Origin of the sequence: Actinoplanes sp. CA-015351, from assembly GCF_050955685.1 — a bacterium.
GTDB lineage: Bacteria > Actinomycetota > Actinomycetes > Mycobacteriales > Micromonosporaceae > Actinoplanes.
The window spans coordinates 8267406-8292391 of the sequence record NZ_CP192102.1 but is presented as its reverse complement, the minus strand read 5'-3'; the positions used below and the strand labels follow the sequence as shown (position 1 = coordinate 8292391).

The following is a 24986-nucleotide window of genomic DNA, read 5'->3' as shown; positions in this document are numbered from 1 at the left end:
TGGATGGCAACCTGCTTACCGAGCCGGATCGCAGTGGGCGGCCACCGGCTCTACCCGGTCGAGGCGGTCACCGTGCTGAAGGTGATCAAGGCGGCGCAGCGGCTCGGGTTCACCCTCGACGAGGTCGCCGACCTCCTCGAGGCCGGCGGGCGCCGGCACGCCGCCGCTGACAGCGGCCTGCACGTCCGGGCGCAGGCCACGCTGGCCGAGGTGCAGCAGAAAATTGACGACCTGCAGGTGATCGCCGCGACCCTGCGGGCGGCCGTGGCCGTCGACGCCGGTGTCGGCCGGATACGGTGCCGGGCGTGACCGTACTGCGTTCTCTGCTGCTGTTCGCCCTGGCCGCCGTCGCCGAGATTGGCGGAGCCTGGCTGATATGGCAGGGCTGGCGTGAGAACCGCGGCCTGTGGTGGATCGCCGCCGGTGTGGTCGCGCTCGGCGCCTACGGGTTCGTCGCCACATTGCAGCCGGATGCGAACTTCGGCCGGATCCTGGCCGCCTACGGCGGCGTCTTCGTCGCCGGATCCCTGATCTGGGGCATGGTCATCGATGGCTTCCGGCCCGACCGGTGGGACCTCCTCGGCGCCGGCATCTGCCTGATCGGCGTCGCCATCATCATGTACGCCCCCCGCGCTACCGGGGCGTGACAAGCTCCCGGCCAGCCTCTTTCCGGGGATGCCCGGATCGGGGTTCCACCGGGGTCAGGCCGTGACGGGCTCGTCGACCGCGAGGAGTGCGGAGAGCTGCCGCATCAGCCCGGGGCGCGGCCGGTAGTAGACCCAGCTGGCGCGACGTTCGGCGTCGACCAGGCCGGCTTCGCGCAGCACCTTCAGGTGATGCGAGATTGTCGTACCGGAGATGGTGAACGCCGGGGTGAGGTCGCAGACGCAGATCTCGCCGTCCGGCGCGGACGCGATCATCGACATCAGCTGCAGCCGGATCGGGTCGCCGAGCGCTTTGAATGCCTGGGCGAGCGAGCTGGACACCTCGGGGGCGATGCGCGCCTGGGTCATCGGCGGGCAGCACGGAGTGTCTTCGGCGACGGCTGACACGACCGATGGTTTCGACATGTGTCGAGGTTGACAGATGTCGAACCCATCTGCAAGCGTGGCTTCGACACTCATCGGATTCGACGGTTCTCGAATCCGCGTACGGTGGGTGGTGATGGATCCGCTGCCGTGCCCGACCATGACCTCAACGAGGAGTAACCGCGATGAGTAGCGACGCTTCGACCACTGTCCCGGCAGCCGGGCAGGACCCGTGCTGCGGTACCGCCGAACAGGCCACCCAAGCCGACGCCTGTTGCGCACCCGCGGCGAAGGCGGACGCGATCGCCGAGGACGCCGGCTGCTGCGGCCCGGCGACCACGGTCAGCAGTGTGGAACTGCTTCCCACCCCGGCCGCGCTGCGATCCCCGGCCACCAGTGACCACGCCGGTGAGCTGCCGGTCGTGGTGATCGGTGCCGGTCCGGTGGGGCTGGCCGCCGCTGCGCACCTGCACGAACAGGGTGTCCCGTTCCTGGTGCTGGAAGCCGGTGACCAGGCCGGCGCCTCGGTGCGGCAGTGGGCGCATGTCGGGCTGTTCAGTCCGTGGCGATACGACATCGACGCCGCCGCCCGCCGCCTGCTCGACGCCGCAGGCTGGGCCGCACCCGATGACGAGGCCCTGCCCACCGGCGCCGAACTCGTCGAGGGCTACCTGCAACCCTTGTCCAAGGTGCCGGCCATCGCACCGCGCCTGCGCCTGGGCGCCCGGGTGACCGCGATCAGCCGCCTCGGAGCCGACCGGGTCCGCACCGCCGGCCGCGCCGACCTGCCCTTCGTGATCCGTCTCGCCGACGGCACCGAGATCACTGCCAGCGCGATCATCGACGCGTCCGGCACCTGGCGCACTCCCAATCCGCTCGGCGCCAACGGCCTGCCCGCGTACGGCGAACACGAGGCCGCCGCCATGATCGACCACGCCCTGCCGGACGTCCTCGGCACTGCTCGTGAGCAGCACGCCGGCAAGAACATCATCGTGGTCGGCTCCGGACACTCCGCCGCCAACACCCTGCTCGACCTGGCCCGGCTCGCCGAGACCGAACCCGGCACCACAATCACCTGGGTCGTCCGTGGCGGTTCCGCCCAGCGGGCGTTCGGCGGGGAGGACGCCGACGAACTCCCGGCTCGCGGCGCGCTCGGCTCCGGCCTGCATTCCCTTGTCGACACCGGCAAACTCACTCTGGTAACCGGTTTCGGCGTGCACTCAGTCCGTACCGATGCCGACGGCATCACCCTGGTCGCCGCCGACGGGCGCACGCTGACCGCCCACCGCGTCGTCTCGGCCACGGGCTTTCGCCCCGACCACGGCCTCGGCAGTGAGCTGCGCCTCGACCTCGACCCCATCCTGGGCTGCACCCGCACCCTCGCCGACCTGATCGACCCGAACGAACACTCGTGCGGCACTGTCACCCCGCACGGATACCGCGAACTCGGCCAGCCGGAACCGAACTACTACGCCGTCGGCATGAAGTCCTACGGACGTGCGCCGACGTTCCTGATGGCAACCGGTTACGAACAGGTCCGCTCGATCGCCGCCGTCCTCGCCGGCGATTTCGATGCCGCCGACGACGTACAGCTCGACCTGCCCGAAACTGGCGTGTGCAGCGTCAACCTGGTCGCCGAGCAGGCCGCCCGACAGATCTCGGCCCGGTTCGGTCTCACCCCGGACGTCCCGATCAACCTGGCCACCATGACCGAGGCCCTGCTGCCCACCGCCGCCAGCACCGAGGACGCGATCCGGGCCGCCGCCGACAAGATCGGCCTCGACCAGGACACCGCCTTGCAGATCGCTGCCCTTGCCGAAGGCCCGGACGCGCTGCCCAGCGTCACCGGCTTGATCAGCCTGACCTCCTCGTCCGGCGGCAGCTGCTGCTCGTGACCCGCTCCACCGGCGCACCGGTGCCCGCCGACCCGCAGGTCGGCGGGCACCAGCCTTCACCACCGGGCAACGCTCGGCTGGTCGCCGCACTGGCGATCACCCAGACCATTGGTTACGGCGTCCTCTACTACGCCTTCGCCGTGTTACTCGTACCGATGGCCGTTGATTTGCACACCTCCACCACGGCCGTCACCGGCGCATTCACCGCCTCCGTCCTGACGTCGGCAGTGCTTGCCGTGCCGATCGGCCGCTGGCTGGACCGGCATGGCGGCCGAGCGTTGATGACCGTCGGCTCCTTGCTCGGCACCGGATTGCTGCTGGCGTGGTCACAGGTCGGCGAGCTGTGGCAGCTCTATGCGATCCAGATCGGGCTCGGCGCCGCCTCGGCAGCAAGCCTTTACGAAGCCGCCTTCGCCGTCGTCATCGCCTGGCACCGGCCGCAGCAGCGGTCCGCGGCGTTACTCGCCCTGACCGTCGTCGCCGGCTTCGCCAGCACCATCTTCCTGCCGCTGGCCGGCTGGCTCACCGACCAGCACGGCTGGCGCACTGCCCTGCTCGTACTCGCCGGCATCCACGCCGTGACCATTCCCCTGCACGCCCTGGCCGTCCGTCCCGCGCCTAACGCCGGACGGCATGCGGCGCAGCACAGCACTCCGGGCGCCCGCACGGTCCGGACCGCACTGGCGGACCGTACTTTCTGGCTGCTCACCGCCGGGTTCACTGCGCACACCGCCGCGATCAGCGCCTACACCGTGCTGCTTGTCGCTGCCCTGATCTCCTGGGGTCACCCGCCCGCGTTCGCGGCCACCATCGCCGGTCTGCTCGGCATCCTGTCCGTCGCCGGACGTCGGCCGGGCGCCATTTCCGGCCTCCTTGACCGCATAGATAAGCGGCTATACGTTACGACGGAGTTACCGAGGTGAGTCCGGAACTTTCGGCCGTGGCTGACAAGGAGATCTCTCATGGCTACCCGACGTCAGTTGTTCGCTGTGGGCGGTGCTGCCGCAGCGGCCGGGGTCGCTCTTCCCGGCTCGGCCCACGCCTCCAGGGCCCAGGGCTGGGTTGCCAGCTGGGCGGCTGTGCCGACCACCGTTCCTCCCGGGGAGCCCACCGTCCTCAGCAACCAGACCGTCCGGCATGTCGTGCACGGCAGCATCGGCGGTGATGAGCTGCGGATCCGGCTCACCAATGAGTTCGGGGAAACTCCGCTGCACGTCGGTGCGGTGCACGTCGCGCTACGTGCCGGCTCCGGCGCGAGCACCGACGCAGTGGCCGGCACCGACCGGCGTGTCACTTTCGGCGGGCGGGGCGATGTCACCATTCCGGCCGGGTCGCCCCTGGTCAGCGACCCGGTGCGGCTGCGGCTTGCGCCCGGCGGGGACCTCGTGATCAGTCTCTATCTGCCGGATCGCACACCGGTGACCACGCTCGCCGCCTTCGCCTTTCAGGAGAACGTGATCGCGAACGGTGACGTGGCCGCCGCCCGTACCGTCGCCCCGGTCATCACCGTGGCGCAGGATCTCTTCCTCTCCGGCGTCGCGGTGCGGGCTCGGGGGTCGGCCGTGGTGACCCTCGGGGACTCGATCACCAACGGCGCGAACACCGAGGCGAACCTCAATCAGCGCTGGCCGGACCTGTTCGCCGCGCGGCTGCGTGCCGCCGGGCTCGACCGCGGCGTGGCAAACGTCGGTGTCTCCGGCAACCGGCTGCTGCACGACCCGAACCCGCCTGCGGGAAGTGGCGCCGAGGCGTTCGCCAACTACTTCGGGGTGAGCGGGCTGCGCCGGTTCGACCGGGACGTGCTCGCCCAGCCTGGCCGGGAGTACCTGGTTGTGCTGCTCGGTGTGAACGATCTCGGTCATCCCGGCACGGTCGCGCCGCTGTCGGAAGTGGTCTCGGCCGATGACCTGATCTTCGGGCATCGCCAGCTGATCAGCCGGGCGCACCAGGCCGGCCTGCGAGTTTTCGGCGGGACGATTCTGCCGTTCAAGGGTGACACGCTCGGCTTCTACACCCCGGAGAACGAGCGTAAGCGGTCAGCGCTGAATCGATGGATCCGCAGCTCCGGGGAGTACGACGGGGTTATCGACTTCGACCGCGCCATGGGCGATCCGGCGGACCCGCAGCGGCTCAACCCGGCCTACGACAGCGGCGACCACCTGCACCCGAACGCCGCCGGTATGGCCGCGATGGCCGCCGCAGTGCCGGTGACGTGGTTCCGATGAGGCGGAGAACGCCGTACTCGGCTGGATGACTGCCGGGCGAGAGCCGAACAATCGGTTGGCGTGATCGCTACGGTGCGGGGGTGACTACCGAGAGCTATCGCGCAGGCGCTTTCAGTGACTCCTCGTTTGGCGGCCTCCGGCGACGTGCCGGCAGGGTCGTTGCCGCGGCCATGATCGGGCTGCTCGCACCCACTGTTGCTGCCACTGCCGCCACTGCTGCCCACACCAGTCCGCAAACCACGTTGGTCGCGGCCGCCGGCGCGGCCGGCACGGCTGCCGCGGCGAGATTTCGTAGCGTCATGCCTGGTGCGGACGGCATCATCGCCGTACGCCCCGACGGGAAAGCGTTCGCCACTGTCAGCAAGGGGATGGTCAGGCAGTGGAGCACCGTGAACGGGCGCCGGATCGGTACGCCGTTCGCCGCCGATGCCGGGACCGTTCACTCCGTCGGGTTCAGCCCCAACGGCAAACTGCTCGCCGTTGCCGGTGAGCGTGCAGTGGCGCTGTGGGAATCCGCCACCGGGGAACGGTTCGGGTCGCCGCTGGTCGGGCACGAAGGGCCGGTGCGCTCGGTCGCCTTCAGCCCCAGCGGGAAACTCGTTGCCACCGCCGGTGACGACGGCACGGTTCGGCTGTGGAATTCGGTCACCGGGCGTTCGGTACGCACTCTCACAGGCCACACCGGCACGGTACGTTCGGTCGTGTTCAGCCCGGACGGCAAAAGCCTCGTGACAGCAGGCGGCGACAAGAGCACCACGGCCGACGGCGACCAGAGCACCACCACCGGCAGCGGCGGCGACCAGAGCACCGCGGTCAGCAGTGACAAGAGCACCAAAGACAGCACCGTCCGGCTTTGGGCGACCAGCACCGGCCGGCCGATCGGTGCGCCGCTGACCGCGAGCACCGCCCCGATCTACGCGATCAGCTTCAGCCCCGACGGACGTCTGCTGGCCACCTCCGACGCCGGCGACGTCGTCCGCCTCTGGGATCCCGCCACCGGCAAGCCCGCGGGCAAGCCGCTCACCAGCAGCGCCGGGCCGGTCCTCGCCCTCACGTTCAGCCCCGACGGCGATCTCCTGGCCACCTCGTCCGGCGGTGACAACACCGTGCAGCTGTGGGACACGGCGACCCGCCGGCCGGCCACCGAACCGCTCACCGGCCACGCCGGGCCGGTACGCGCCCTGCGGTTCAGCCCGAGCGGCGATCGCCTGGCCACCGGCAGCGACGACGGCACCGTGCGGTTGTGGGACACCAAGACCGGCAGCCTCGAAGGCAAGCCGCTGACCGGGCACAAGGGCCCGGTCTGGGCGCTGCGAATCACCCTGGACGGCAAACGCCTGATCACCGCCGGCGACGACGACAAGGCCCGCCTGTGGCGCATTGCCAGTAAGTAAGTAAAAGAGCTGACGGAAAGGCCGCCACCGGGGAAACCGGGTGGCGGCCTTTCTCCGTGAGCGCCGCATCACCGAACTGGTCACCCTGGATCTCCCACTGTGATCTGCCCAAACGGCGGGGTTGCGTCGTTACCGTACCGTCCTATACTCCGACGACCCCTTCTTCTGATCTTGGGATTGTCATGACTTCTGTACGTATCCGCGCCCTCGCCGCGCTGCTCGCCACCGTTCCCGCCGCCGGCCTCCTGGTTGGCGCCGCGCCCGCGCAGGCCGCGCTGAACGTCACCGTCAAGTCCGCCTCGATCAGCAAGAACGCGTTCGTGCTGTCCGCCAAGGCCGGCTGCACCAACGTCAGCGCGACGGCGACGCTGAGCGCGCCGCTCCCGACCGGGGATGGCGTCTACAGCGGCGTGGGCATCGACCTCGTGGTCGCCGCGAACGTCGACAAGTCGGTGGCCGACGCCGAATTGAAGCGGGTCGGCACCACAAACACCTACAAGGGCGCCTTCCAGGTCTGCGGCAAGTACGCGCCGGGCAAGTACTCCGCCCTGATCTATGGCGCTGTGCTCGACAAGAACGAGAACGTCGAGATCACCAACGTCGTCACCAAGACGCTGACGATCAAGCGGCCGTCGAAGGTCACCCTGAACGCTGCCCCCGAGCCGGTGAAGAAGGGCAAGAAGATCACCGCGAAGGGCACCCTGAAGGTCGACGGCAAGGTGCTGGCCGGCGCCAAGGTGAAGATCTACTTCAAGAAGAAGGGCGCGACGTCCTACTCCCTGAAGGCCACCACGACGACCAACAGCAAGGGCGTCTTCAGCAAGAAGTTCACCGCGACGAAGACCGGCACCTGGAAGGTCGTCTACGCCGGTAGCGGCACCAAGGTCGCCGCGGCTGCCACCGACGCCGTCAAGGTGAACTGACACGCCACGAAACGCCAGACGGCGGCGCCTCCTGTGAAGGGGGCGCCGCCGTTTCTGCGTACCCGGGGGTCCCGGCTGGCGGTCCGAGACCCCCGCGTAAGGATCACCATCGGTAATCCCGGGGGATGAAAAGATGTTATTTGCCTTTTCACCCTGCTAATTGGCACTAGACATGCACTTGTCCACCATATCAATACCGGGTGGACACCAGTGGAGAGATGGTGCCGGTGCTTTCGCGCAGGTCAGCCGCGCTGCGTTACCCCGGCGCGAAGTGGTCCATCGCCGGCGCAGTGGCCGCGCATTTCGGAAGCCACTATCACTATCTTGAGCCGTATTTCGGCAGTGGCGCGGTCTTCTTCACCAAGGAACCGTCACCGCACGAATTGATCAATGACACCAATGGCGCGGTCGTCAACCTGTTCCGGATGCTGCGTGATCGCACCGAGGACCTGTGCTGGGCGCTGGAGACGACGCCCTGGTCCCGGGACGAGTACACGATCTCCGACGTGGTCACCGACGACCCACTGGAGGACGCCCGCCGGTTCGTCGTCCGGGTCTGGCAAGCCCACGCCAGCGACCTCGCCAAAAAGACCGGATGGAAGACCCGAGGGGTACGCCAGCGGGCACGCGGCATGTCCGACCGATGGAGCCGGGTACCCGACGAACTGCGGTCGATGGCGTGGCGGCTCGCCGAGGCGGAGATCGAGAACCGGCCGGCGATCGAGGTGATGCTGCGGTTCTCGGCGGTGGACTGCCTGATCTACGCGGATCCGCCATATCTGCCGGAGGTACGTACGCAGCGGATGTACGGCCAGGAGATGACAACGGCGGAGCACATCGAGATGCTCGACGTGCTCCGCCGTCATGCCGGCCCTGTCGTCCTCAGTGGGTACGACAACGCGCTTTACAACGAGGCGCTTGAAGAATGGCGGCAGGTGACTCTCAAGCCGCCGAAGGTGGAGAAGGGCGCCGTGCGTACCGAAAAGCTCTGGATCAAAGGAGCCGTTCGCAGCTGATCGCGGTGTCGATCGTCTCGGGCCGGCACAGGTCACCGGCAGCGGTACCGTTCGCGCCGCCGTCGAGGCGATCCGGGGTGCTGTCGCCGAGCCAGCTCCAGCCCTGCAGATCGTCGTCGCCGGCCTCGCCGTAGAGGGTGTCGCGACCGGCCAGTCCGTCCAGGACGTCGTTGCCCGCACCACCGCGGATCACATCGTTGCCCTCGTAGCCGATGATCTCGTTGGCGGCCGCGTTGCCGGTCAGACGGTCGTTGCCGGCGCCACCGATGATGTCCTCGACGTCAGCGCCCACGCTGTCCTTCTCGCCGGCCTGGCCGTCATCGCGAGCAGCGCCGTCGAGGTCGACCGTGATCGGCTTTGAGTAGAAGCCGTAGTCGACGAGGTCTCGACCGGAGCCGCCACGGATCACGTCCGCGCTCGCGGCGTAATAGGTGGGGTCGTCACCCTCGATGCGGTCGTTGCCGGACCCGCCGTCCAGGAAATCCGTCCCGGCGCCGCCACCCAGTTCGTCGTTGCCGCCGTAACCGTAGATGGTGTCGTTACCGAAGCCGCCCTGCAGGGAGTCTGCTCGGCTCGTCCCGTACAGGCGGTCGTTCTTGGGCCCGCCGATGATCCGCTCGACGTCGGGCTTGATGTTGTCCTTCTCGCCGGACTTGCCGTCGTCGGCGACACCGTCGGCGTCCGCCCGGATGGGATGATCCCAGTTCGCGTACGTGACCGAGTCGGATCCGCTCCCACCCGAGAGAATGTCGGCGTCCGCGCCTTCGGCGTCGTTGTCCGACCAACCCAGGTCGTCGTCTCCGGCGCCGCCGTTCAGGCGGTCGTTGCCGTACCCGCCGCTTACCTGGTCATTGCCGTTGTTGCCGTAGGCGACGTCATGGCCATCGCCGCTGTCGATGCCGTCGTTGCCGTCACCGCCGCTGATCCAGTCGTTGCCGGTGAGCCCGTCGATCCCGTCGTTGCCGCCCAGGCCCCAGATCTTGTCTTTGCCGGTGCCGCCTTCGAGGTAGTCAGCTCGCGGCCCGCCGGTGATCGAGTCGTTCGCGCTACCGCCGTAAGCGGAGATCGTGATGCCGCTCTTGTTGACGATCGAGTCGTTCCGGTCGTAGGTGTAGACCCGCACCCTCGTCGGCGTCTTCGGCGTCGTGCAACGCACCCGGGTCTTGTCACCGGCGACCTTCTTGCAGCCCTTGCCGGCCTTGACCGCGACCCGGTCGTCAACCGTGATCGTGTTGCCGGACCTGGTCACGACGACCTTGTTCTGCTTGCCCTTGGCGGCCTTGTAGACCACCTTCGTCCCGGAAACCGAGGCGGTTCCGGTGGTGGCGGCCTGTGCCGGCGCGGCGAAAAGGCCGAGCGTGACCAGGGCTGTTGCGGATATAGCGGTGGTTCGAGCGATATGTAGCATGTGGAATCCCCCGTGTGAAAAAATGTTTTATACGACGCTCTCGCAGCTGACCATCACGTCGTCCGGCCACGGGCGGCAAAGGTCGTCGCCGAGGGCGCCGCCGTCGAGCCGGTCCGGTTCGGCTGAGGAGCCGAAGTCGGTGCCGTCCAGGTAGTCGTCACCGGCCTCGCCGTAGATGTAGTCGTTGCCGCCGTCGCCGCTCAGCTCGTCGTTGCCGGTGCCGCCGAAGATCGTGTCCTTGCCGTACCCGCCGAGGATGTAGTTGGCGGCGGCGTTGCCGGTCAGCCGGTCGTTGCCCTCGCCGCCGTAGATGTTCTCCACGTCGGTGCCGACGGTGTCGCCCTCGCCGGCCTGGCCGTCGTCACGAGCGGCGCCGTCGAGGTCGACGGTGACCGGCTTGGTGTAACCGGTGTAGTTGACCAGGTCGGTGCCGGCGCCACCGCGCAGCACGTCAGCGCCCACCCCGTCAGGCGGGAAGTCGCCGATGAGTTCGTCGTTCCCGGCACCGCCGTCGAGGGTGTCGGCGCCGCGGCTGCCCGAGATCTGGTCGACGCCACCGTTGCCGTAGATGGTGTCGTTACCGGCGCCACCGTCGAGGTACTCGCCGCGGTTGCTGCCGTAGATGCGGTCGTTCTTCGGGCTGCCGAGGATGTTCTCGATGTCGGTCCGGACGTTGTCCTTCTCACCGGACTTGCCGTCGTCGGCGCCGCCGTCGATGTCGATCCGCACCGCGTGCTTGTAGTACTTGTACGCGTCGAGGAGATCGAACCCGGTCCCGCCGGAGTACACGTCGTTGTCCGCGCCACTGACATCGGTGTCGTCCCAGCCGATGACGTCGTCGCCGGCTCCGCCGCTGAACCGGTCGTTGCCCGCGCCGCCGCCGAGCAGGTCGCGCCCGTTGTCACCGTTCACCCCGTCGTGGCCGGTGTTGCCGAACACCGTGTCGTTGCCGTTGCCGCCGCTGAGCCGGTCGTTGCCGCTGTTGCCGGTGACGTAGTCGTTGCCGCCCTGGCCCCAGATCTTGTCGTTGCCGGTCCCACCGGAGAGATAGTCGGCCGCCGAGCCACCGGTGATCGAGTCGTTCCCGCTGCCGCCGTCGGCGGTCATCCTGATCCCGGTCTTGTTGACGATCGAGTCGTTGCGGGTGCCGGTGTAGATGTCCAGCCAGGTCGGGGCCTTCTTCGTGGTGCAGCGGACCTTCGTCTTGTCGCCCTTGACCTTCTTGCAGCCCTTACCGGCCTTGATCGCGACCCGGTCGTCGATCGTGACGGTCCGGCCTGAGACGGTCACCACGACCTTGTTCTGCTGGCCCTTGGCCGCGGTGTACAACACCGTCCGGCCGGAGACCTTCGCGGTGGCGGGGGTGGCGGCCTGCGCCGGCGAACCGACAAGGGTGGCGGACAGACCGGTGAGCAGCGCGGCACCCACCACAATGGGCATCCGGGACGACCATGACATGGATGGATGATAGGACGTGACCGTACCGTCGTGCATCCCCTGTTTCAGGATCGATGCGGAACGATAAGGGGAATCCCGGTGCGCGGGTGGTTGATCACCTCGACCCGGTGCTGGTACACCTCGCTGAGCAACTCCGCGGTGAACACCTCGGCGGGCGGCCCGGAACGGCGAACCTTCCCTGCGGCCAGCACATATGCCCGATTCGCGTACGCGGCAGCAAGCCCCAGATCGTGCAGAACGACCGCCACCGCGGCGCCGTCCGCGGCGCGGGCGCGTGCCGCGGTCATGACCAGCTCCTGATGGCGCAGGTCGAGTGCCGCGGTCGGCTCGTCGAGCAGCAGCACCGGGGTTCGCTGCGCCAGCACCCGGGCCAGAGCGACCCGAGCCTGCTCGCCGCCGGAGAGCGCCGGGAACGGGCGCTGATCGAACGCGCTCGTCTCGGTCCACTTCATCGCCTCGGCGACGGCGTCCTCGTCGTCGGTGGCCTCGGGCTGCCCGTTCCACGGTGCCCGGCCCATCCGGATCACCTCGCCGGCATTGAACGGGAACGAGAGCGTCGCCTTCTGCGGCAGCATCGAGCGCTGGCGGGCGAGTTCGCCAGCCTTGTAGGCGGTGAGGTCGCGGCCACCGATCACGATTTCTCCGGAATACTCGACGTCCCCGGCCAGCGCCGCGAGCAGCGTCGACTTGCCGGCACCGTTCGGGCCGACCAGCGCCACCAACTCACCCGGATCGACGTGGAAGTCAACCTCGGATACGACGAAACGGCCGCCCAGCTTGACCGATACCCCGGTCGCTCTCATCCCCAGCCTCCGGCCCTTGCCCGGGTACGCCGCAGCAGCCAGAAGAAGGCCGGCCCGCCGACCACGGCGGTGAGCACCCCGAGCGGTAATTCCTGGTAATCGATGGCGGTCCGGGCAATCAGGTCACCGGTCACCACGATCACCGCGCCACCCAGCGCGCTGGCCGGGATCAACACCCGGTGTCCTGGCCCGGCGATCATGCGGATCAGGTGCGGCACGACCAGACCGACGAAGCTGATGATCCCGGTGAACGCCACGGCCGACGCGGTGAGCAGGGCGGTTGCGACGATCGCGATGATCCGCAGTCGCTCGGTGTCGACGCCCAGGTGCCGGGCCGGACGTTCGCCGAGGGCCAGCAGGTCGAGCTTGCGAGAGCAGACCGCTGCCACCACCAGACCCGCGATCATGCACGGACCGGCGACCGCGACCGCGCCCCAGGTGGCCTGGGCCAGGCTTCCGAGCTGCCAGAACGCGATGGCCCGGACACCGTCGTCGTCGGTCAGGAACATCAGCAGGCCGAGCAGGGCGCCCGCGGTCGCGTTGACCGCCACGCCAGTGAGGACAAGCGTCACGACCTCGGTGCGGCCGGCGGCGCGCGACATCGCGTACACAAGAAGGGTTGTGATCATGCCGCCGGCGAAGGCGGCGGCCGCGGTGCTCCAGGCCCCGAAGATCGTGATGCCGCTGACGATCGCCGCAGCCGCGCCCACCGCCGCGCCGGAGGAGACACCCACGACGCCCGGCTCGGCCAGCGGATTGCCGAAAACGCCCTGCATGAGGGCTCCGGCGCAGCCCAGCGACGCACCGACGATCACGGCGAGCACCACGCGCGGGAACCGCACCAGCCAGAGCGCGTTCTCACCCTGCACTGCCGAGGGCATCGGCCCGATGTCGAGCCCGAGGCGATGCAGCAGCGACCCCGCCACCTCGCCCGGCGAGATCGGCACCTGCCCCTTGCCCGCCGCGACCAGGCAAACGATCACCAGGGTCACTGCCAACCCCAAGATCAAGCCCGCTTTTTTGTACGCGTAAAGCGTGGTTCGTTCTTCAGTCAGCTGCACGGGCCGTAAACCGCCTTGGCCAGAGCCTCGACCGCCTTGCCGGTCCGAGCGCCGAAGTTCAGCAGGATGCCGTCGTCCATGTCCACGATCCGCCGGTTGATCCCGGCCGGAGTCTGCGCAACACCGGGCAGCTTGAGCAGCCCGTCCACGCCATCGACCGAGTTCAGGCCCTCGGTCATCACCAGGATCACGTCCGGCGCCGCGTTGATCAGACCTTCGCTGGTCAGTGGGCGGAATTTCTTGAGCCCGATCTCGCTGCCCGCGTCGACAGCGCCGATCGCCTCGATCATCGAGTCCGAGCCGGCGCCCTCGCCGCCGATCAGGAACACGCCGGCCGTGCCACGGACGTAGAGGAACGCGATCCGCGGCGGCGTGCCACCCGTCGGCGCGGTCCTGCGAGCCGCGTCGATCTCCGACTGCACCCGCTGGACCAGCTGCTCACCGGCCTCGGGTACGCCGAGCGCGGCCGCGACGGCCCGGATGTGCTCGGGCACCGAGGCCAGGGTCTGCGTGTCGTCGATGATCACGACCGGGATGCCGGCCGCACGGATCTGGTTGAGCACGGACGGCGGGCCGATGCTGTCGTCGGCGAGCAGGACCGTCGGGTTCAGCTTGAGGATCGCCTCGGCCGACAGGTCGTGACCCTGCGGTGTGACAAGCGGAAGTTTCGCGGCGGCCGGGAACGTGGTGGACGTGTCCCGGCCGACAACCCGGTCGCCGAGGCCGAGGCTGAAGACGATCTCGCCGAGTGAGCCGTACAGATTCACCGCGAGGATCCGGTCGGCGCTCTTCACGGTGACCTTGCGCTTGTCCGCCGAGTCCACGGTGACCGGCAGCTTCGGCGCGGGCGCGGCGTCGAGCGGAGTGATGTCCTCGCTGGCGAGCTTCGCGGTGGTGACACCGCAGCCGTTCGCCGAGGCGGCCTCGGCCTCGGGTCCGATCTCACTCACCGAGGTGCAGCCCCCGGTCAGCAGGGCGGTCGTCACCAGCACCGTGGCGACGTGGCGGATCTTCATGCTTTCTCCTGCTTGCGGCGCCGAATCCGGCCCATCACGGTGGTGGCGAGAATGCCGACCAGGAACGCGCCGCCGATCGCCCACCAGTGCCCCATCGGGGTGGCGGTGCTGGTACGGCTCAGCATCGGCTCGGCGACAGCGACCGCGGCGGGTGTTGTCGCGGCCGGGGGCGCGGCCGTGGCGAGGCGTCCAGTGGGCGGGCCGACCGGGGTCTTGCTGCCGTTCGGCTTAGCGGCGGTGGCGGTTTTCTGCGGTGCGGCGGCGTTCTGTGGGGTTGCGGCGTTCTGTGGGGTTGCGGCGTTCTGTGGGGTTGCGGACGCCACACCCGCAGCAGCCGCGAAACGCACCGGAATGCGGACGTCCTGGGACCGATCACTCGTCCTGGTGTGGTCTGCCCTGGTCACGATCGCGCAGCCCCGGACGGCGCAGTCAATGTCGCCGATCATCTGACTGACCTTGAGGGACACCGTGAACGAGCCACCCTTGCCGTACGGCTGGGTGAGTCCCTCGGCATAGGACGGTGGATTGTTGGAGATCCACACGGACGCGCCGGAGCCGCCCGACATGTCCGCGCCGCCACCACATGGTGACGGCAGCACGCCGGCACCGTTGTCCAGGCAAAACGCGACGTAGATGCCCTTCTCCACGTCGTATCCCTTGCCGGTCACGGTGACGGTCTCACCGGCCCGGTCCAGCCCTTTTGTCTTGGAGACCGTGAGACGCTTCGCGGCGTGCGCGGGTGTACCGCCCGCTGTCACCACGATCAGCGCCAGGGCCGCGACCGCGGCTGTCCGGCCGATGCGCACCGTTGTCCTCCAGGGATTTCCCAGCTCACATGATCTTGCTTTTGATCATGAGTTTAGGTGAGGCTAGCCTAACTTCGCTCGCATCAGCGAGCGTCTGCCCTCATCGGAAGGAAAACGAGCATGGGCAATACCAAGGGCCCGCATCGGGTCGCACTGTTCGCTGGTGCGATCGCGATCGGCGCCGCCACGGCGCTGACCGGGGTCAGCCCGGCCCTGGCGGCACCGGTCAACGTGGCCGGTGGCACCCTGGACTGGGGTTTCAAGGCGTCGTTCCGGGCTTACATCGGCACCGGTAACGGCACCCCGCCGATCGCTGTGAGCGATGGTGCGACCCGCAACAGTGACGGCACCTTCGACTTCACCGCGAAGGGTGGCACGTACGACTCGGCCGCCGGCACCGCCACGGTCAACTACAAGGGCACCGTGGTTTTCTCGTACCCGGCGCACTTCTTCCAGATCACGCTCGCCAACCCGACCCTCGTGGTCGACGGCGACGGCACCGGTTCGCTGCTGGCCGACGTGGAACTCGTCAACGGCGGGGCTGTCGCTTCCGACCTCGAGCAGGCCGAGGTCGCCTCGGTGGTGACCACCGCCCCCACGGTCACCGACGGGGACATCTCGTTCTCGAAGCTCGCCTCCACCCTCACCGCGTCGGGTGCTGCCGCGTTCGCCGGCTTCTACGCCGCGGGCAGCGACCTGGACCCGATCACGGCGAGCGCGTCGGCCGAGGACACCACGGAGCCGACGGACCCGACGGACCCGACGGACCCGACGGACCCGACGGACCCGACGGACCCGACCGACCCGGAGCCCGGTAATGGCTCCGCGTCGCAGACGATCAAGGCGGCGGTCACCGGTGGTGCGCTGACCCTCACGTCGGCCGGCTCCAACGTGGCGCTCTCCGCCGCGACGCCGGGCCAGACCGCGACCGGTGCGCTCAACTCGGTCACCGTGAGCGACCTGCGTGGCACCAACGCCGGCTGGGACCTGGTCGGTCAGGTCACCGAGTTCTCGTCGACCGGTGGCGGCAAGATCCCCGCGGCCAACCTCGGCTGGAAGCCGACCGCCGCGGTGGTCGACAGCTCGCTTGTGGACGCCGCCGGCGTCAGCAACAAGGTGGCGGCCGGTAACCCGGTCGCGCCCGGCACCGGCCTCGGTGCCAGCCGCACTCTGTGCAGCGCGGAGACCGGGAGCAGCCTCGGCAGCTCCACCTGTGGCGCCGCTCTGGAGCTCGGTATCCCCGAGTCCAGCGCAGCTGGTGAGTACAGCGCCGTTCTCACCCTGACGCTCGCCTGATTTTCACTGGGCGAGGGAACCGGCCGGGAATACCGCAATTATTCCCGGCCGGCCCGGCCCCATCGTAAGGAGCAACATGTTCGTCCGGGGCCTTCTGGCCGCCGTTGTGATCGTGGTGTCGATCCCCGCTCCGGCCTCGGCGGCACCCGGTGACTCCGGTGTGCGCTGGTCCGTGCAGCCGTCGAGCGCCAAGGGCCCCGACGGGCGGGACTTCATCATCCGGCGCGCTTCGCCCGGCGAGCGGATCACCGATTACGTCGGCATCACCAACCTCACTGCCAAGACGCAGACGTTCCAGGTTTACGGCACTGACGCGTACACCACCGACGACGGCTCGTTCGCGCTGCTCGCCGCCGCGCAGCAGCCCACCGACATCGGCTCGTGGATCGGTCTCGGTGCCAAGCAGTACACGGTCCCGCCGAACACCCGGCTCGACGTGCCCTTCTCGATCACCGTTCCGGACAACGCGACGCCCGGCGACCACGCCGGCGGAGTGATCGCCTCGATCGCCGAGGAGCAGATCGACGCCAGTGGCCAGAAGGTCCTCGTGGATCGCCGCATCGCGGCGCGCGTCTACCTCACCGTCGCAGGCGCGGTCGCGCCCACGGTCAAGATCGATTCGGTACGCCTGGAGTACAGCCAAGCCACGAACCCGGCCGACGGCGGCGTGATGACCGTCCGCTACCTCGTCCGCAACACCGGCAACCTGCGGCTCACCGGCATCGGGTCGGTACGGGTGACCGGCCCGTTCGGCTGGGAGCTCGCCCGCACCGGCGCTATGGAGATACCCGAACTGCTACCTGGCGGCTCGATCACGATCACTGAGAAGGTCACTGGTGTGCAGCCCACGGTGCGTCTAGCCGCCGAGGTCAGCGTCGTACCTGCGACCTTCGACGAGCAGCTGCCGGCCGTCTCCCGCGGCACCGGAGTCTGGGCCTGGCCCTGGGCCCTCGTGGCTTTGCTCGGTTCCGCCCTTCTATACGTTATTGTCCGGCTTGTCCGCCGTCGAGTGCGCTCCCGGCGCGCTCGTGCCGTTCCGAATCCGGTAACCGCCTAATGAGGACCGCTCCGGAACCCCGATACTGGAAGCTCGGTATGGCTTCCACACCGCATTCGCTCAGCATCGCCGCTCCGCGAATCGCTGCTGCTCCGCAGATCAGGAAGGACGAGCCGAGATGACCGGTTTCGCAGCCCGTATCCGCCGCGCCACCATGGTCGAACACCGTGAGGCCGAGACCAGGACCTTCATCTCCCGTCTGATGGCGGGCACCATCCCGGTGGCCGGCTTCGCCGAACTCACCACCCAGTACCTGGTGATCTACCGCGAGCTGGAAGCGGCCGCCGAGGCGATGCGCAACGACCCGATCGCGGGCGCCTTCGCCGACCCGGCCCTGTTCCGGGTGCCGGCCCTGGAAGCGGACCTCGCCCACCTGCAGGGCGCCGGCTGGGAGTCCGCGGTCGTCCCGGTCGAGGCCACCCAGCGGTACGCGCAGCGGCTCCGTGAGAAGTGCCGCACCTCCCCGGAGCACTTCATCGCCCACCACTACGTCCGTTACCTGGGAGATTTGAGCGGCGGCCAGCTGATCGGCCGCACCCTGAGCGACAAGTACGGCCTCCCGCCGGCGGCAACAAACTTCTACCGCTTCGAGCAGATCCCCGACGCGAAGGCCTACAAGACGGCGTACCGCCAGCAGCTGGACGCGCTCGACCTGCCGGAGGAGCGCCTAGAGGTAATCCTCGCCGAGGCCCGCCAGGCGTTCGCCTTCAACGGGGCCATCTTCACCGAGCTGGGCACAGCCTGGCCCGAAGACATCCCCACAGCCGCCTGACAAACCCCCGCCCGCCACCCCCCCCACCCGCCGCCCGCCCGCCGCCCGCCGCCAACCGCCCGCCGCCGCGCGCCCTCCGCTCCGGATCTTGTGGACTTTTCCGAACCGTTTGCGGGGAAGACCACAAGATCGGGAAGTCTTCGTCGATCTTGCGGACCTAAGCAGCAGCGTGTTCGGGAAACTCGACAAGATTGAAGAAAGTCAGCCGCCACCGACCCGGCAGGTCCGGCGCTCGACAGCCGGCGCGCCGCTCGACCGCTCGCTCGACCGCTCGCTCGACCGCTGCCTCGGCCGTCGATCTTGTTGAATCCTGCGATGCGCGATGCGCGATGCGCGATGCGCGATGCGCGATGCGCGATGCGCGATGCGCGATGCGGGTCAAGGAAATCGGCATGCAAGACCGTGGTGGACATCAGCGAGCGGCTATGGATCGAACTCCGTCTGTGAAAGCGCTACAGATCGCGGTTGGGGGGGTGAGCGACTGCTTACTGACAGCAGCGCGTGCGGCGCTCTGGTGGTCGGGCGGCTGAGGGCGGTGGCCGCGCCAAGCGTTACGGGCGGGTGGTCAGGTTGTCAGGTCGGTCAGGTCGCGTAGCAGCTCGGATGTCGTCACAGCGTCCAGGGTGGAGAACGGGACCTCGCCCTCGGTGTTGTGGCGCCAGCGGGAGCCGGTGCCGTCGTGCAGGTAGGCGCCTGTCACCTTTTGCTCCGGGAAATAGTCGACTGAGCCGATCGCTATGCCGGGGTCGATGTCCAGTGCGAACTCCAGACCCGGGGCGATCGGCAGCTCCATGCGGCTCTGCATGCCGGCGTCCTGGGGTTGCTCGCGACGCCAGCCGCGGCGTTCCAGGCCCAGCACCTTTGTTGTCGGGAGGGTGGATCCCTGGACCCGGGACAGCACCTCGCCGGCCGCCTCCACGCTGAAGGTCGGCCTGTTGAGCTGCGGGAACGGCTGGATGATCTCGTAGTCGTCGAAGAGTTCGGCCCAGGCGCTCAGCGAGTCGCCAAGGTGCAATGGATGCGCCACCCCGACAACACTGTGCTCGGGCGGGATCAGCGGATCGTCGGCGACCGTGGAGAACGTGCGGTCCTCGGCGATCCGGAAAGCAGTGCCCGAGTCGGGCCGGGAAGCAGTCCCCGAGTCGAGCTGCGGAGCCTGCCCCGAGTCGAGCCGGGGAGCCCGCACCGCGTCGAGCCGCCAGACCAGGCGGCGGGCGATGTGCCAGACCAGGGGGTGCTCGACGAAGAACTGCTGGAATTCGAGGAGTGTCCAGCGGCGGCCGTGGACCATTGCCTGTTCGAGGCGGCGTACCTGATCGGTCGCGATGGTGCGGACGTCCTTTTTCAGCGCGGCGAATTGTTTCCACGCGGCCGGGGCGAGGTCCGGGTCGTCCCGGGTGCCCGGCTTGGGCAGTGTTTTGAGTCGTTTGCCGCTCGTGTCCGCTGCGAACGGGCGGAGCTGCTCGTCGAAGCCGACGACGAACTGCCGGGGGCCGTAGTCGAGTCGCAGGCTGCCGTCCGGGGCCAGGCCAAAGTCGGGGACCAGCCGGTCGGCCAGTTGCTCGGTGGTCAGCCCGAGTGTTTCCGCCACCTCGGCCATCCGGGTCTGTGCGGCCGCTTTCAACCCCTTGAACTTGGCTCGCTGGGAGATGCCGTGCAGGTGCATGAGGGCCACGTCGGTGCCGATGGTGGAGAGCACGGTGACACCGGTGACCGCTTTCTGATGGCCGCCGTCGCCGGGCCAGGCCAGGATCAGCGGGGTGAGGCGGCGGACGGTCTCGTCGTTGCCGAGCAGGCCCAGTGCGTCGAGTGCCCAGTTCTCCCTCGACTCGGCGCCGGCCGACTGCCAGCGGTGGAAGGCACCCCAGGCGAACTCGGCGAGGTCACCCGGGTCGCACGCGTCCTTGACGATCTCCAGGCCTGGGTACGCACTGTCGAGCTTGGACAGCGCCAGAATCGTCACGAGGTGACCGATCGACTCGGGCGGCAGCGCGCCGGAGCCGTCCCGCAAACGCACCGGCGGGAGCAGACCGGGCACGGCCCAGCCCGGGAGCGGCGGCATTTTCGCAGGCAGCACGGCGAGCGGGTCGGTGGTGAGCAGAGTTTCGATCGCGGCGGCGGCGTCTCGCCCGTACCGATGTGCGGCAGTCTGGACCGTCTCGCCCAGGCCGTGCGTGTGCAGGGCGAGAAGCGCACCCTCGGCCTGGCGGCGAGCCGGGCCGGCCTTGCCCAGCGCGGCCGGGATCAGGGCGGCCGCGGCCTCGGCCGGGTGCCGGAGCAGCCAGGCGAGTGCGGGGCGGCGCAGGCTCTTGAGCCGGGCCAGCCAGTCGGCCATCACCGTGGCGACCTCGGGTGACGTGAATGGCATGAGCAGCGCCGCCGTGTCGGCCGAACCGTGCCTGGCCAGGTGGAGCAGGGACGGCAGGGCGTCGACCTCGAATCGGGCGGCGGCGACTCGCATCCACGGACCGGCCTCCCAGCCATGTTGCGGACGCCACTGCCGCATGATCGGGCGGGCGACGATCGTGGGTGCGCGGGTGAAGAAGCCGGCCGCCTCGCTCCACTGACCGCGGCCGGTCAGCAGCCGTTCGGCGACCTGGATCCAGGACAGTTTCGACGTGAAGGCTCGGGGCAGACCGGCCGGGTCGGCCCACTGATCGCGCTCGCCCGGAAGCCAGCGTGCGGCGGCTGGGTCGGCGCAGGTCAGGCCACTGATCACGACCGGCCGAGCGGGCTTGGAGCGGATCAGCCAGGGTGGGTTGACCAGGATCGGCGGGATTGCCGAGGCCGGGGCGGTCACCAGCGAACGCGACTCGTCGGCGATTCGCCGAATCTGCTCGGCAGCGGCCGGGTCGAGGCTTGGCACCACCTCGTCGATCAGCTCGGGGTGGGTCAGCACGTGGCCGCGCAGGAGGTCGGCGACCTGCTGTTTCGCCGCGCCCTCGGCGAAGAGCCGCAGGGCCCGCGCCGGGTTGTCCGCGGCGGCGTCGGTCAGCGTGGCCCCCACGTATTTCGCGTCGACCCTGGCGATCAGCCCACGCATCGCGTCGTCGCCGGGGAGGGAGGCGAGGGTGGCGAGCAGGCGTTTCTGCACGTCGACGTTGCCGTAGCCCTCGTCGAACCAATGGAAGAGCGCCGGCGCGGCGGCCGGGCCGACGCCGTCGACGATCGTGGCGATCATGGCCGTGGAGCCGACCACGGTCCAGGTGTTGGCGACCAGGACGAGCGCGTCCAGCTGCGTGCCGGTCGCGACCGCGGTGGTCAGGGCGGCAGCGCGGTACGAGTCGGAGTCGGCCACCGCGGCCAGCACGTCCTGCTCCACCCAGTCATGCCGGGACGGGGCGAGGATGGAGGTGGCCGCTCGTGCGTACGCATGGAAGGACCGGTAGGGAAGCAGGGCCTGGACCACCGCGTCGTGCTGGGCGTCGCTCGCCGTGGCGAGCGCACGGCGCACGCGCAGCAGAACCAGCAGCGGGGTGTCGATCTGCCAGCCCTGCCGGTTTTCGCCGGAGCGCAGGTGCCGCACGCCAAGGTCGTCACGCCCTGGGCCGTCGTCGATGATGATCAACGCGTTCAGGATGACGGCGGTTTCGGCGGCGAAACTCAGACCGTGCGAGGCGATCAGCAGATCGGCCCAGGTGGCGAGCTGTGGCCGGGGCGAGAAGTTGCCCAGCGCGGTGATCGCCGCGACCGCCGCGGCACCGAGCGGCGACGCACCGGGCTTGCTCTCGATCCAGGCGCGCGCGGCGAGGGCCGTCGACTTTTCGGTGGTCGGCGCGGCGAGGATCTTGTTGACCAGGCCGGGGCGGCGGCCGATCTCCTCCTGGACCACGGCGCGAGCTTTCGCGTCGGGGACGAAAGGGGTCACCCCGGCGCTGCCGCGACGCGGATGCCGATGCCGGTGCCAGGGCTCGGGGAGGGTTTCCATGGCCGGCACGTTAGCGAGACGGTACGACAAAACCGGGAACGGTCTGCGACCATCCGGCGATGCCGGAAAACTCGATGCGCCACCGCCAGACGGTCATGCGAGCCTGCGATCGGATCCTTTCCGGCGTACGCCCAGCGACCATGCGGGAGCGGCTGACCGATCTGTCAGCCGGCGCTGACCTGGACGAACTGCCGGACTTCTACGGCGACGGCCCGGTGACAGTCCTCGAACAGCGGGTGGCGAACCTGCTCGGCACCGAGGCGGCCGTCTGGTTTCCCACCGGGACGATGGCTCAGCAGGTCGCGCTGCGGTACGGCGCCACCGAATCCGACGCGGTGGCCCTGCATCCGCTCGGCCACCAGCTGGTTCACGAGCGGGACGCGTACGCGAGCCTGACCGGACTGCGAGCCGTCACCTCGACGACCGCACCCCGCAACCCGACCGCCGCCGACCTCGCCGAGCTGGACGAGCGGGTCGGTACTGTCGTCTTCGAGCTGCCGTTACGCGACGCCGGCTTCACGCTGCCGACCTGGGACGAGCTGACCGAGGCCTGCGAGGAGGCGGTGAACATCGGCGCCCGGGTGCACTTCGACGGCGCCCGGATCTGGGAGTCGACGCCCTATCTGGGCCGGTCGCTCGTCGAGATCGCGGAGCAGGCCGACAGCGTCTACGTCTCGTTCTACAAGACGCTGGGCGGGATCAGCGGCGCTGCGCTGGCCGGCACCGCCGACCTGGCCCGGTACGCGCGAGCCTGGCGCCACCGGCACGGCGGCAACATCTTCCAGCAGTGGCCGGCAGTGCTGACCGCCCTCGCGGGGCTCGACCGGGAACTGCCGCGGATCCCGGATTACGTACGGCACGCCCGGGTCGTCGCCGACGCGCTCACTGCGTTGCCAGGTGTCCGGGTGCAGCCCGAACCGCCGCATACGCATCAGTTCCGGCTTTTTATCCCGTACCCGGCAAGGGTTTTGAACGCGGCCGTGAGTGAACTCGCTGCGAAGGAGTCGATCTGGTTTTGCGGAGTCGGGCAGGACACGCCGGTGCCGGATGTCGCGATGACCGAGATGACGATCGCGGCGGCGGCCCTGGAGTGGACCGCCGCCGACGTCATTGATGCGGGTGAGCGACTGCTCAGATCTTGCCGGCTCCTGCACCGGCCTTGACCAGCGCGGACACCGAGGAGGTGGCATCCAGGGTCACCGAGTACGGCGCCGAGGTGAACGTGCCGGTCTGGGTGATCACCGGCGCCTCACCACCGAAGTCGTTGCCGGAGATGACGGCGAAACCGTCCAGATCGGAGTCCTCGGTCGTCCAGACCGGCAGCTTCACGTTGACGAACACGTTGTTCTGCACCAGGCACTGCGACTCCATCAGGCAGTGGATGCCGCTGGTCTTCGCGTTGGTGAAGAGGTTGTTGTAAAGGTGCACGGTGCCGAAGCGCAGGCGCGGCAGCCGGGAGGCCACGTTGTCGAACCAGTTGTGGGCGTACGTGACGTGCAGCTTGCCGGTGTCCTCGGCGGCGTTGCTGTCGCTGTGGCCGAGCAGCGAGCCCTTCGAGTGGTCGTGCAGGTAGTTCCAGGAGACCGTGACAAGGTCGGTGGCGTGGGTCAGGTCGACCATGCCGTCGTAGAAGTCCTTGTCGTGGCTCGTGTCGTTGAAGAGCTCGTTGTGGTCGATCCAGATCTTGGTGGACTTCTGCGCGGCGATCAGGTCGACCGGCGCCTGCGCGAACGAGATCTTCAGGTTGCGGACGATGACATTGTCGGCCTTCTTGATGTAGATGCCGGCACCGGTCAGACCCGCGTTCGAGCCGACGCCCACGAGGGTCTTGTTCGAGGAGACGACGACCTGGTCGGTGCCGCTGCCCGTGAGGATCGTGGAGATCTGCAGGATCTTGGCGCCGTCGGAGGCGGCCTCAGTGATCAGCTGGTCCAGCGAGGTGATCTTCACGGTCGAGCCGCCGGCGCCGCCGGTCGTGCCCGCGCCGAACCCGATCGGGCTGGTCTCGAACTTCCCGGTGGCGGCCGAAGGCGACGATGACGCGGTCGCCGTCGGCGACGCGCTGGCGGTCTTTGTAGGCGACGCGGTCGCGGTCTTTGTGGGCGACGCGGTCGCGGTCGCGGCCGGGGAAGAAGCCGCCGGGGAAGAAGCCGCGGCCGAGGTGGTGGGAGACGCCACTGTCGTCTTCACGCTCACATCGTCGAACGACGCGGTCGCGTTGTACGTCTGCAGCCCGATCCGTCCGGTGCCGAACGTCGACGCCGAAGCGGTCAGGATCGAAGCCCCGTTCACCGATCCGGTGAGTGTGTTCCCTTTGACGGTCAGGCCCAGGGTGTACGAGCTGCTGGCCGAAACGGTCAGCGCCGCCTCGCTCAGAACCGTGGCGTTGCCCGACTTGACCGACTCCAGTCGCACCTTGTTCGCGCCGGTCAGCGCCAGCCGGTAGAAGCTGGTCGAGCTGGTGGAACGTGCCACGAGGGCGGCGTACCCGCCGGCCGCCACGGACAGCGGCTGCACCTTCGCCGAAACGGTGTAGTCGGCCCAGTCGGTCAGCCCGGCGAACTGCCGGGAGAGCGTCGCGCCGGTCTTGGTCTGTCGCAGCGCCGCACCGGTGACGGCCCAGGTGCCACCCGACTTGCTCCAGCCCGCGGTGTCGCCGTCCGCGAAGTCGTCGCTGAAACCCGCGGCCGTGGCGGCTTCGGTGCCGGCGAACGAGACCGTCGCGAGCGCGCCGATTCCGGTCACCACCGCGGCCATCCCGGCTGCGATGTAGATGTTCCGCTTCTTCATGTGCTCCCTTTCGGTCCCGCGCCGTACCGCGGCGGGGATGAGGGGGCGTGGGGGCGCCCCGGACAGTCCAGAGGTGGTCCGGGACGGTGAATTGGTTGCGCCGCCGCTTA

The 24986-nt window shown here is 69.0% G+C and carries 22 protein-coding genes; 12 read left to right on the top strand and 10 right to left on the bottom strand.

From position 1 onward, the window contains the following. The first annotated feature begins 3 nt into the window (after positions 1–3). A complete protein-coding gene (locus tag ACQP2E_RS37735) occupies positions 4–309 on the top strand; it encodes a MerR family DNA-binding protein (RefSeq protein WP_433827708.1) in 306 nt (101 codons plus the stop codon). Next, positions 306–647, top strand: coding sequence for a YnfA family protein (locus ACQP2E_RS37730; protein ID WP_433827707.1), 342 nt, complete (start codon positions 306–308; stop codon positions 645–647). Before ACQP2E_RS37735 ends, ACQP2E_RS37730 begins: the two co-directional genes overlap by 4 nt. A gap of 54 nt (positions 648–701) precedes the next feature. Here ACQP2E_RS37730 and ACQP2E_RS37725 read toward each other — a convergent pair whose 3' ends face one another. Next, on the bottom strand, positions 702–1070 hold the full coding sequence (locus ACQP2E_RS37725) for an ArsR/SmtB family transcription factor (protein ID WP_433827706.1): 369 nt from the start codon (positions 1068–1070) through the stop codon (positions 702–704). A 143-nt stretch (positions 1071–1213) separates the two neighbouring features. Between ACQP2E_RS37725 and ACQP2E_RS37720 the strand changes: the two genes are divergently transcribed. The 6 genes from ACQP2E_RS37720 to ACQP2E_RS37695 all read left to right on the top strand — a co-directional run bounded on the left by ACQP2E_RS37720 (position 1214) and on the right by ACQP2E_RS37695 (position 8481). Beyond that, complete coding sequence (locus ACQP2E_RS37720; protein WP_433827705.1) at positions 1214–2923, top strand: FAD-dependent oxidoreductase; 1710 nt, start codon at positions 1214–1216, stop codon at positions 2921–2923. Then, on the top strand, positions 2920–3846 hold the full coding sequence (locus ACQP2E_RS37715; RefSeq protein WP_433827704.1) for an MFS transporter: 927 nt from the start codon (positions 2920–2922) through the stop codon (positions 3844–3846). The genes ACQP2E_RS37720 and ACQP2E_RS37715 overlap by 4 nt, the downstream gene beginning before the upstream one ends. 39 nt (positions 3847–3885) lie before the next feature. Next, positions 3886–5148 (top strand): SGNH/GDSL hydrolase family protein, encoded by a 1263-nt coding sequence (locus ACQP2E_RS37710; protein ID WP_433827703.1) that lies wholly within the window; start codon positions 3886–3888, stop codon positions 5146–5148. 299 nt (positions 5149–5447) lie between these two features. Next, on the top strand, positions 5448–6542 hold the full coding sequence (locus ACQP2E_RS37705) for a WD40 repeat domain-containing protein (protein ID WP_433827702.1): 1095 nt from the start codon (positions 5448–5450) through the stop codon (positions 6540–6542). 182 nt (positions 6543–6724) lie between these two features. Beyond that, entirely contained in the window at positions 6725–7465 is a 741-nt protein-coding gene (locus ACQP2E_RS37700) for a hypothetical protein (RefSeq protein WP_433827701.1), read from the top strand. Between the two features lie 200 nt (positions 7466–7665). Next, positions 7666–8481, top strand: a complete 816-nt coding sequence (locus ACQP2E_RS37695) for a DNA adenine methylase (RefSeq protein ID WP_433827700.1) — start codon at positions 7666–7668, stop codon at positions 8479–8481. Here the strand turns inward: ACQP2E_RS37695 and ACQP2E_RS37690 are convergent. From ACQP2E_RS37690 to ACQP2E_RS37665, 6 genes are read right to left on the bottom strand one after another with little or no spacing between them, the layout of a single operon-like run. Next, the gene (locus tag ACQP2E_RS37690) at positions 8459–9889 is read right to left on the bottom strand and encodes a calcium-binding protein (protein ID WP_433827699.1); all 1431 of its coding nucleotides are present in this window, start codon (positions 9887–9889) and stop codon (positions 8459–8461) included. The genes ACQP2E_RS37695 and ACQP2E_RS37690 overlap by 23 nt on opposite strands. Before the next feature lie 27 nt (positions 9890–9916). Next, complete coding sequence (locus tag ACQP2E_RS37685) at positions 9917–11347, bottom strand: calcium-binding protein (RefSeq protein ID WP_433827698.1); 1431 nt, start codon at positions 11345–11347, stop codon at positions 9917–9919. 44 nt (positions 11348–11391) lie between these two features. Further along, positions 11392–12150 (bottom strand): heme ABC transporter ATP-binding protein, encoded by a 759-nt coding sequence (locus tag ACQP2E_RS37680; RefSeq protein WP_433827697.1) that lies wholly within the window; start codon positions 12148–12150, stop codon positions 11392–11394. After that, positions 12147–13142, bottom strand: a complete 996-nt coding sequence (locus ACQP2E_RS37675; RefSeq protein WP_433827696.1) for a FecCD family ABC transporter permease — start codon at positions 13140–13142, stop codon at positions 12147–12149. The genes ACQP2E_RS37680 and ACQP2E_RS37675 overlap by 4 nt, the downstream gene beginning before the upstream one ends. A 59-nt stretch (positions 13143–13201) precedes the next feature. Further along, positions 13202–14227 (bottom strand): heme/hemin ABC transporter substrate-binding protein, encoded by a 1026-nt coding sequence (locus ACQP2E_RS37670; protein WP_433827695.1) that lies wholly within the window; start codon positions 14225–14227, stop codon positions 13202–13204. Continuing rightward, positions 14224–15033 (bottom strand): hypothetical protein, encoded by an 810-nt coding sequence (locus ACQP2E_RS37665; protein ID WP_433827694.1) that lies wholly within the window; start codon positions 15031–15033, stop codon positions 14224–14226. Before ACQP2E_RS37665 ends, ACQP2E_RS37670 begins: the two co-directional genes overlap by 4 nt. Before the next feature lie 120 nt (positions 15034–15153). Between ACQP2E_RS37665 and ACQP2E_RS37660 the strand changes: the two genes are divergently transcribed. The 3 genes from ACQP2E_RS37660 (at position 15154) to ACQP2E_RS37650 (ending at position 18158) form a co-directional block, all read left to right on the top strand. After that, a complete protein-coding gene (locus ACQP2E_RS37660; protein WP_433827693.1) occupies positions 15154–16329 on the top strand; it encodes an HtaA domain-containing protein in 1176 nt (391 codons plus the stop codon). A gap of 76 nt (positions 16330–16405) precedes the next feature. Then, complete coding sequence (locus ACQP2E_RS37655) at positions 16406–17386, top strand: WxL protein peptidoglycan domain-containing protein (protein WP_433827692.1); 981 nt, start codon at positions 16406–16408, stop codon at positions 17384–17386. Positions 17387–17504: 118 nt separating this feature from the next. Beyond that, positions 17505–18158, top strand: a complete 654-nt coding sequence (locus ACQP2E_RS37650) for a heme oxygenase (biliverdin-producing) (RefSeq protein WP_433827691.1) — start codon at positions 17505–17507, stop codon at positions 18156–18158. Positions 18159–18315: 157 nt separating this feature from the next. Here the strand turns inward: ACQP2E_RS37650 and ACQP2E_RS37645 are convergent, their stop codons facing one another. After that, complete coding sequence (locus tag ACQP2E_RS37645) at positions 18316–18552, bottom strand: hypothetical protein (RefSeq protein ID WP_433827690.1); 237 nt, start codon at positions 18550–18552, stop codon at positions 18316–18318. 171 nt (positions 18553–18723) lie between these two features. Beyond that, entirely contained in the window at positions 18724–22086 is a 3363-nt protein-coding gene (locus ACQP2E_RS37640; RefSeq protein WP_433827689.1) for a DUF4132 domain-containing protein, read from the bottom strand. Between the two features lie 59 nt (positions 22087–22145). Between ACQP2E_RS37640 and ACQP2E_RS37635 the strand changes: the two genes are divergently transcribed. Next, positions 22146–23249, top strand: coding sequence for a threonine aldolase family protein (locus ACQP2E_RS37635; RefSeq protein WP_433827688.1), 1104 nt, complete (start codon positions 22146–22148; stop codon positions 23247–23249). Here the strand turns inward: ACQP2E_RS37635 and ACQP2E_RS37630 are convergent. After that, entirely contained in the window at positions 23218–24876 is a 1659-nt protein-coding gene (locus ACQP2E_RS37630; protein ID WP_433827687.1) for a pectate lyase family protein, read from the bottom strand. The genes ACQP2E_RS37635 and ACQP2E_RS37630 overlap by 32 nt on opposite strands. Between the last annotated feature and the right edge of the window lie 110 nt (positions 24877–24986).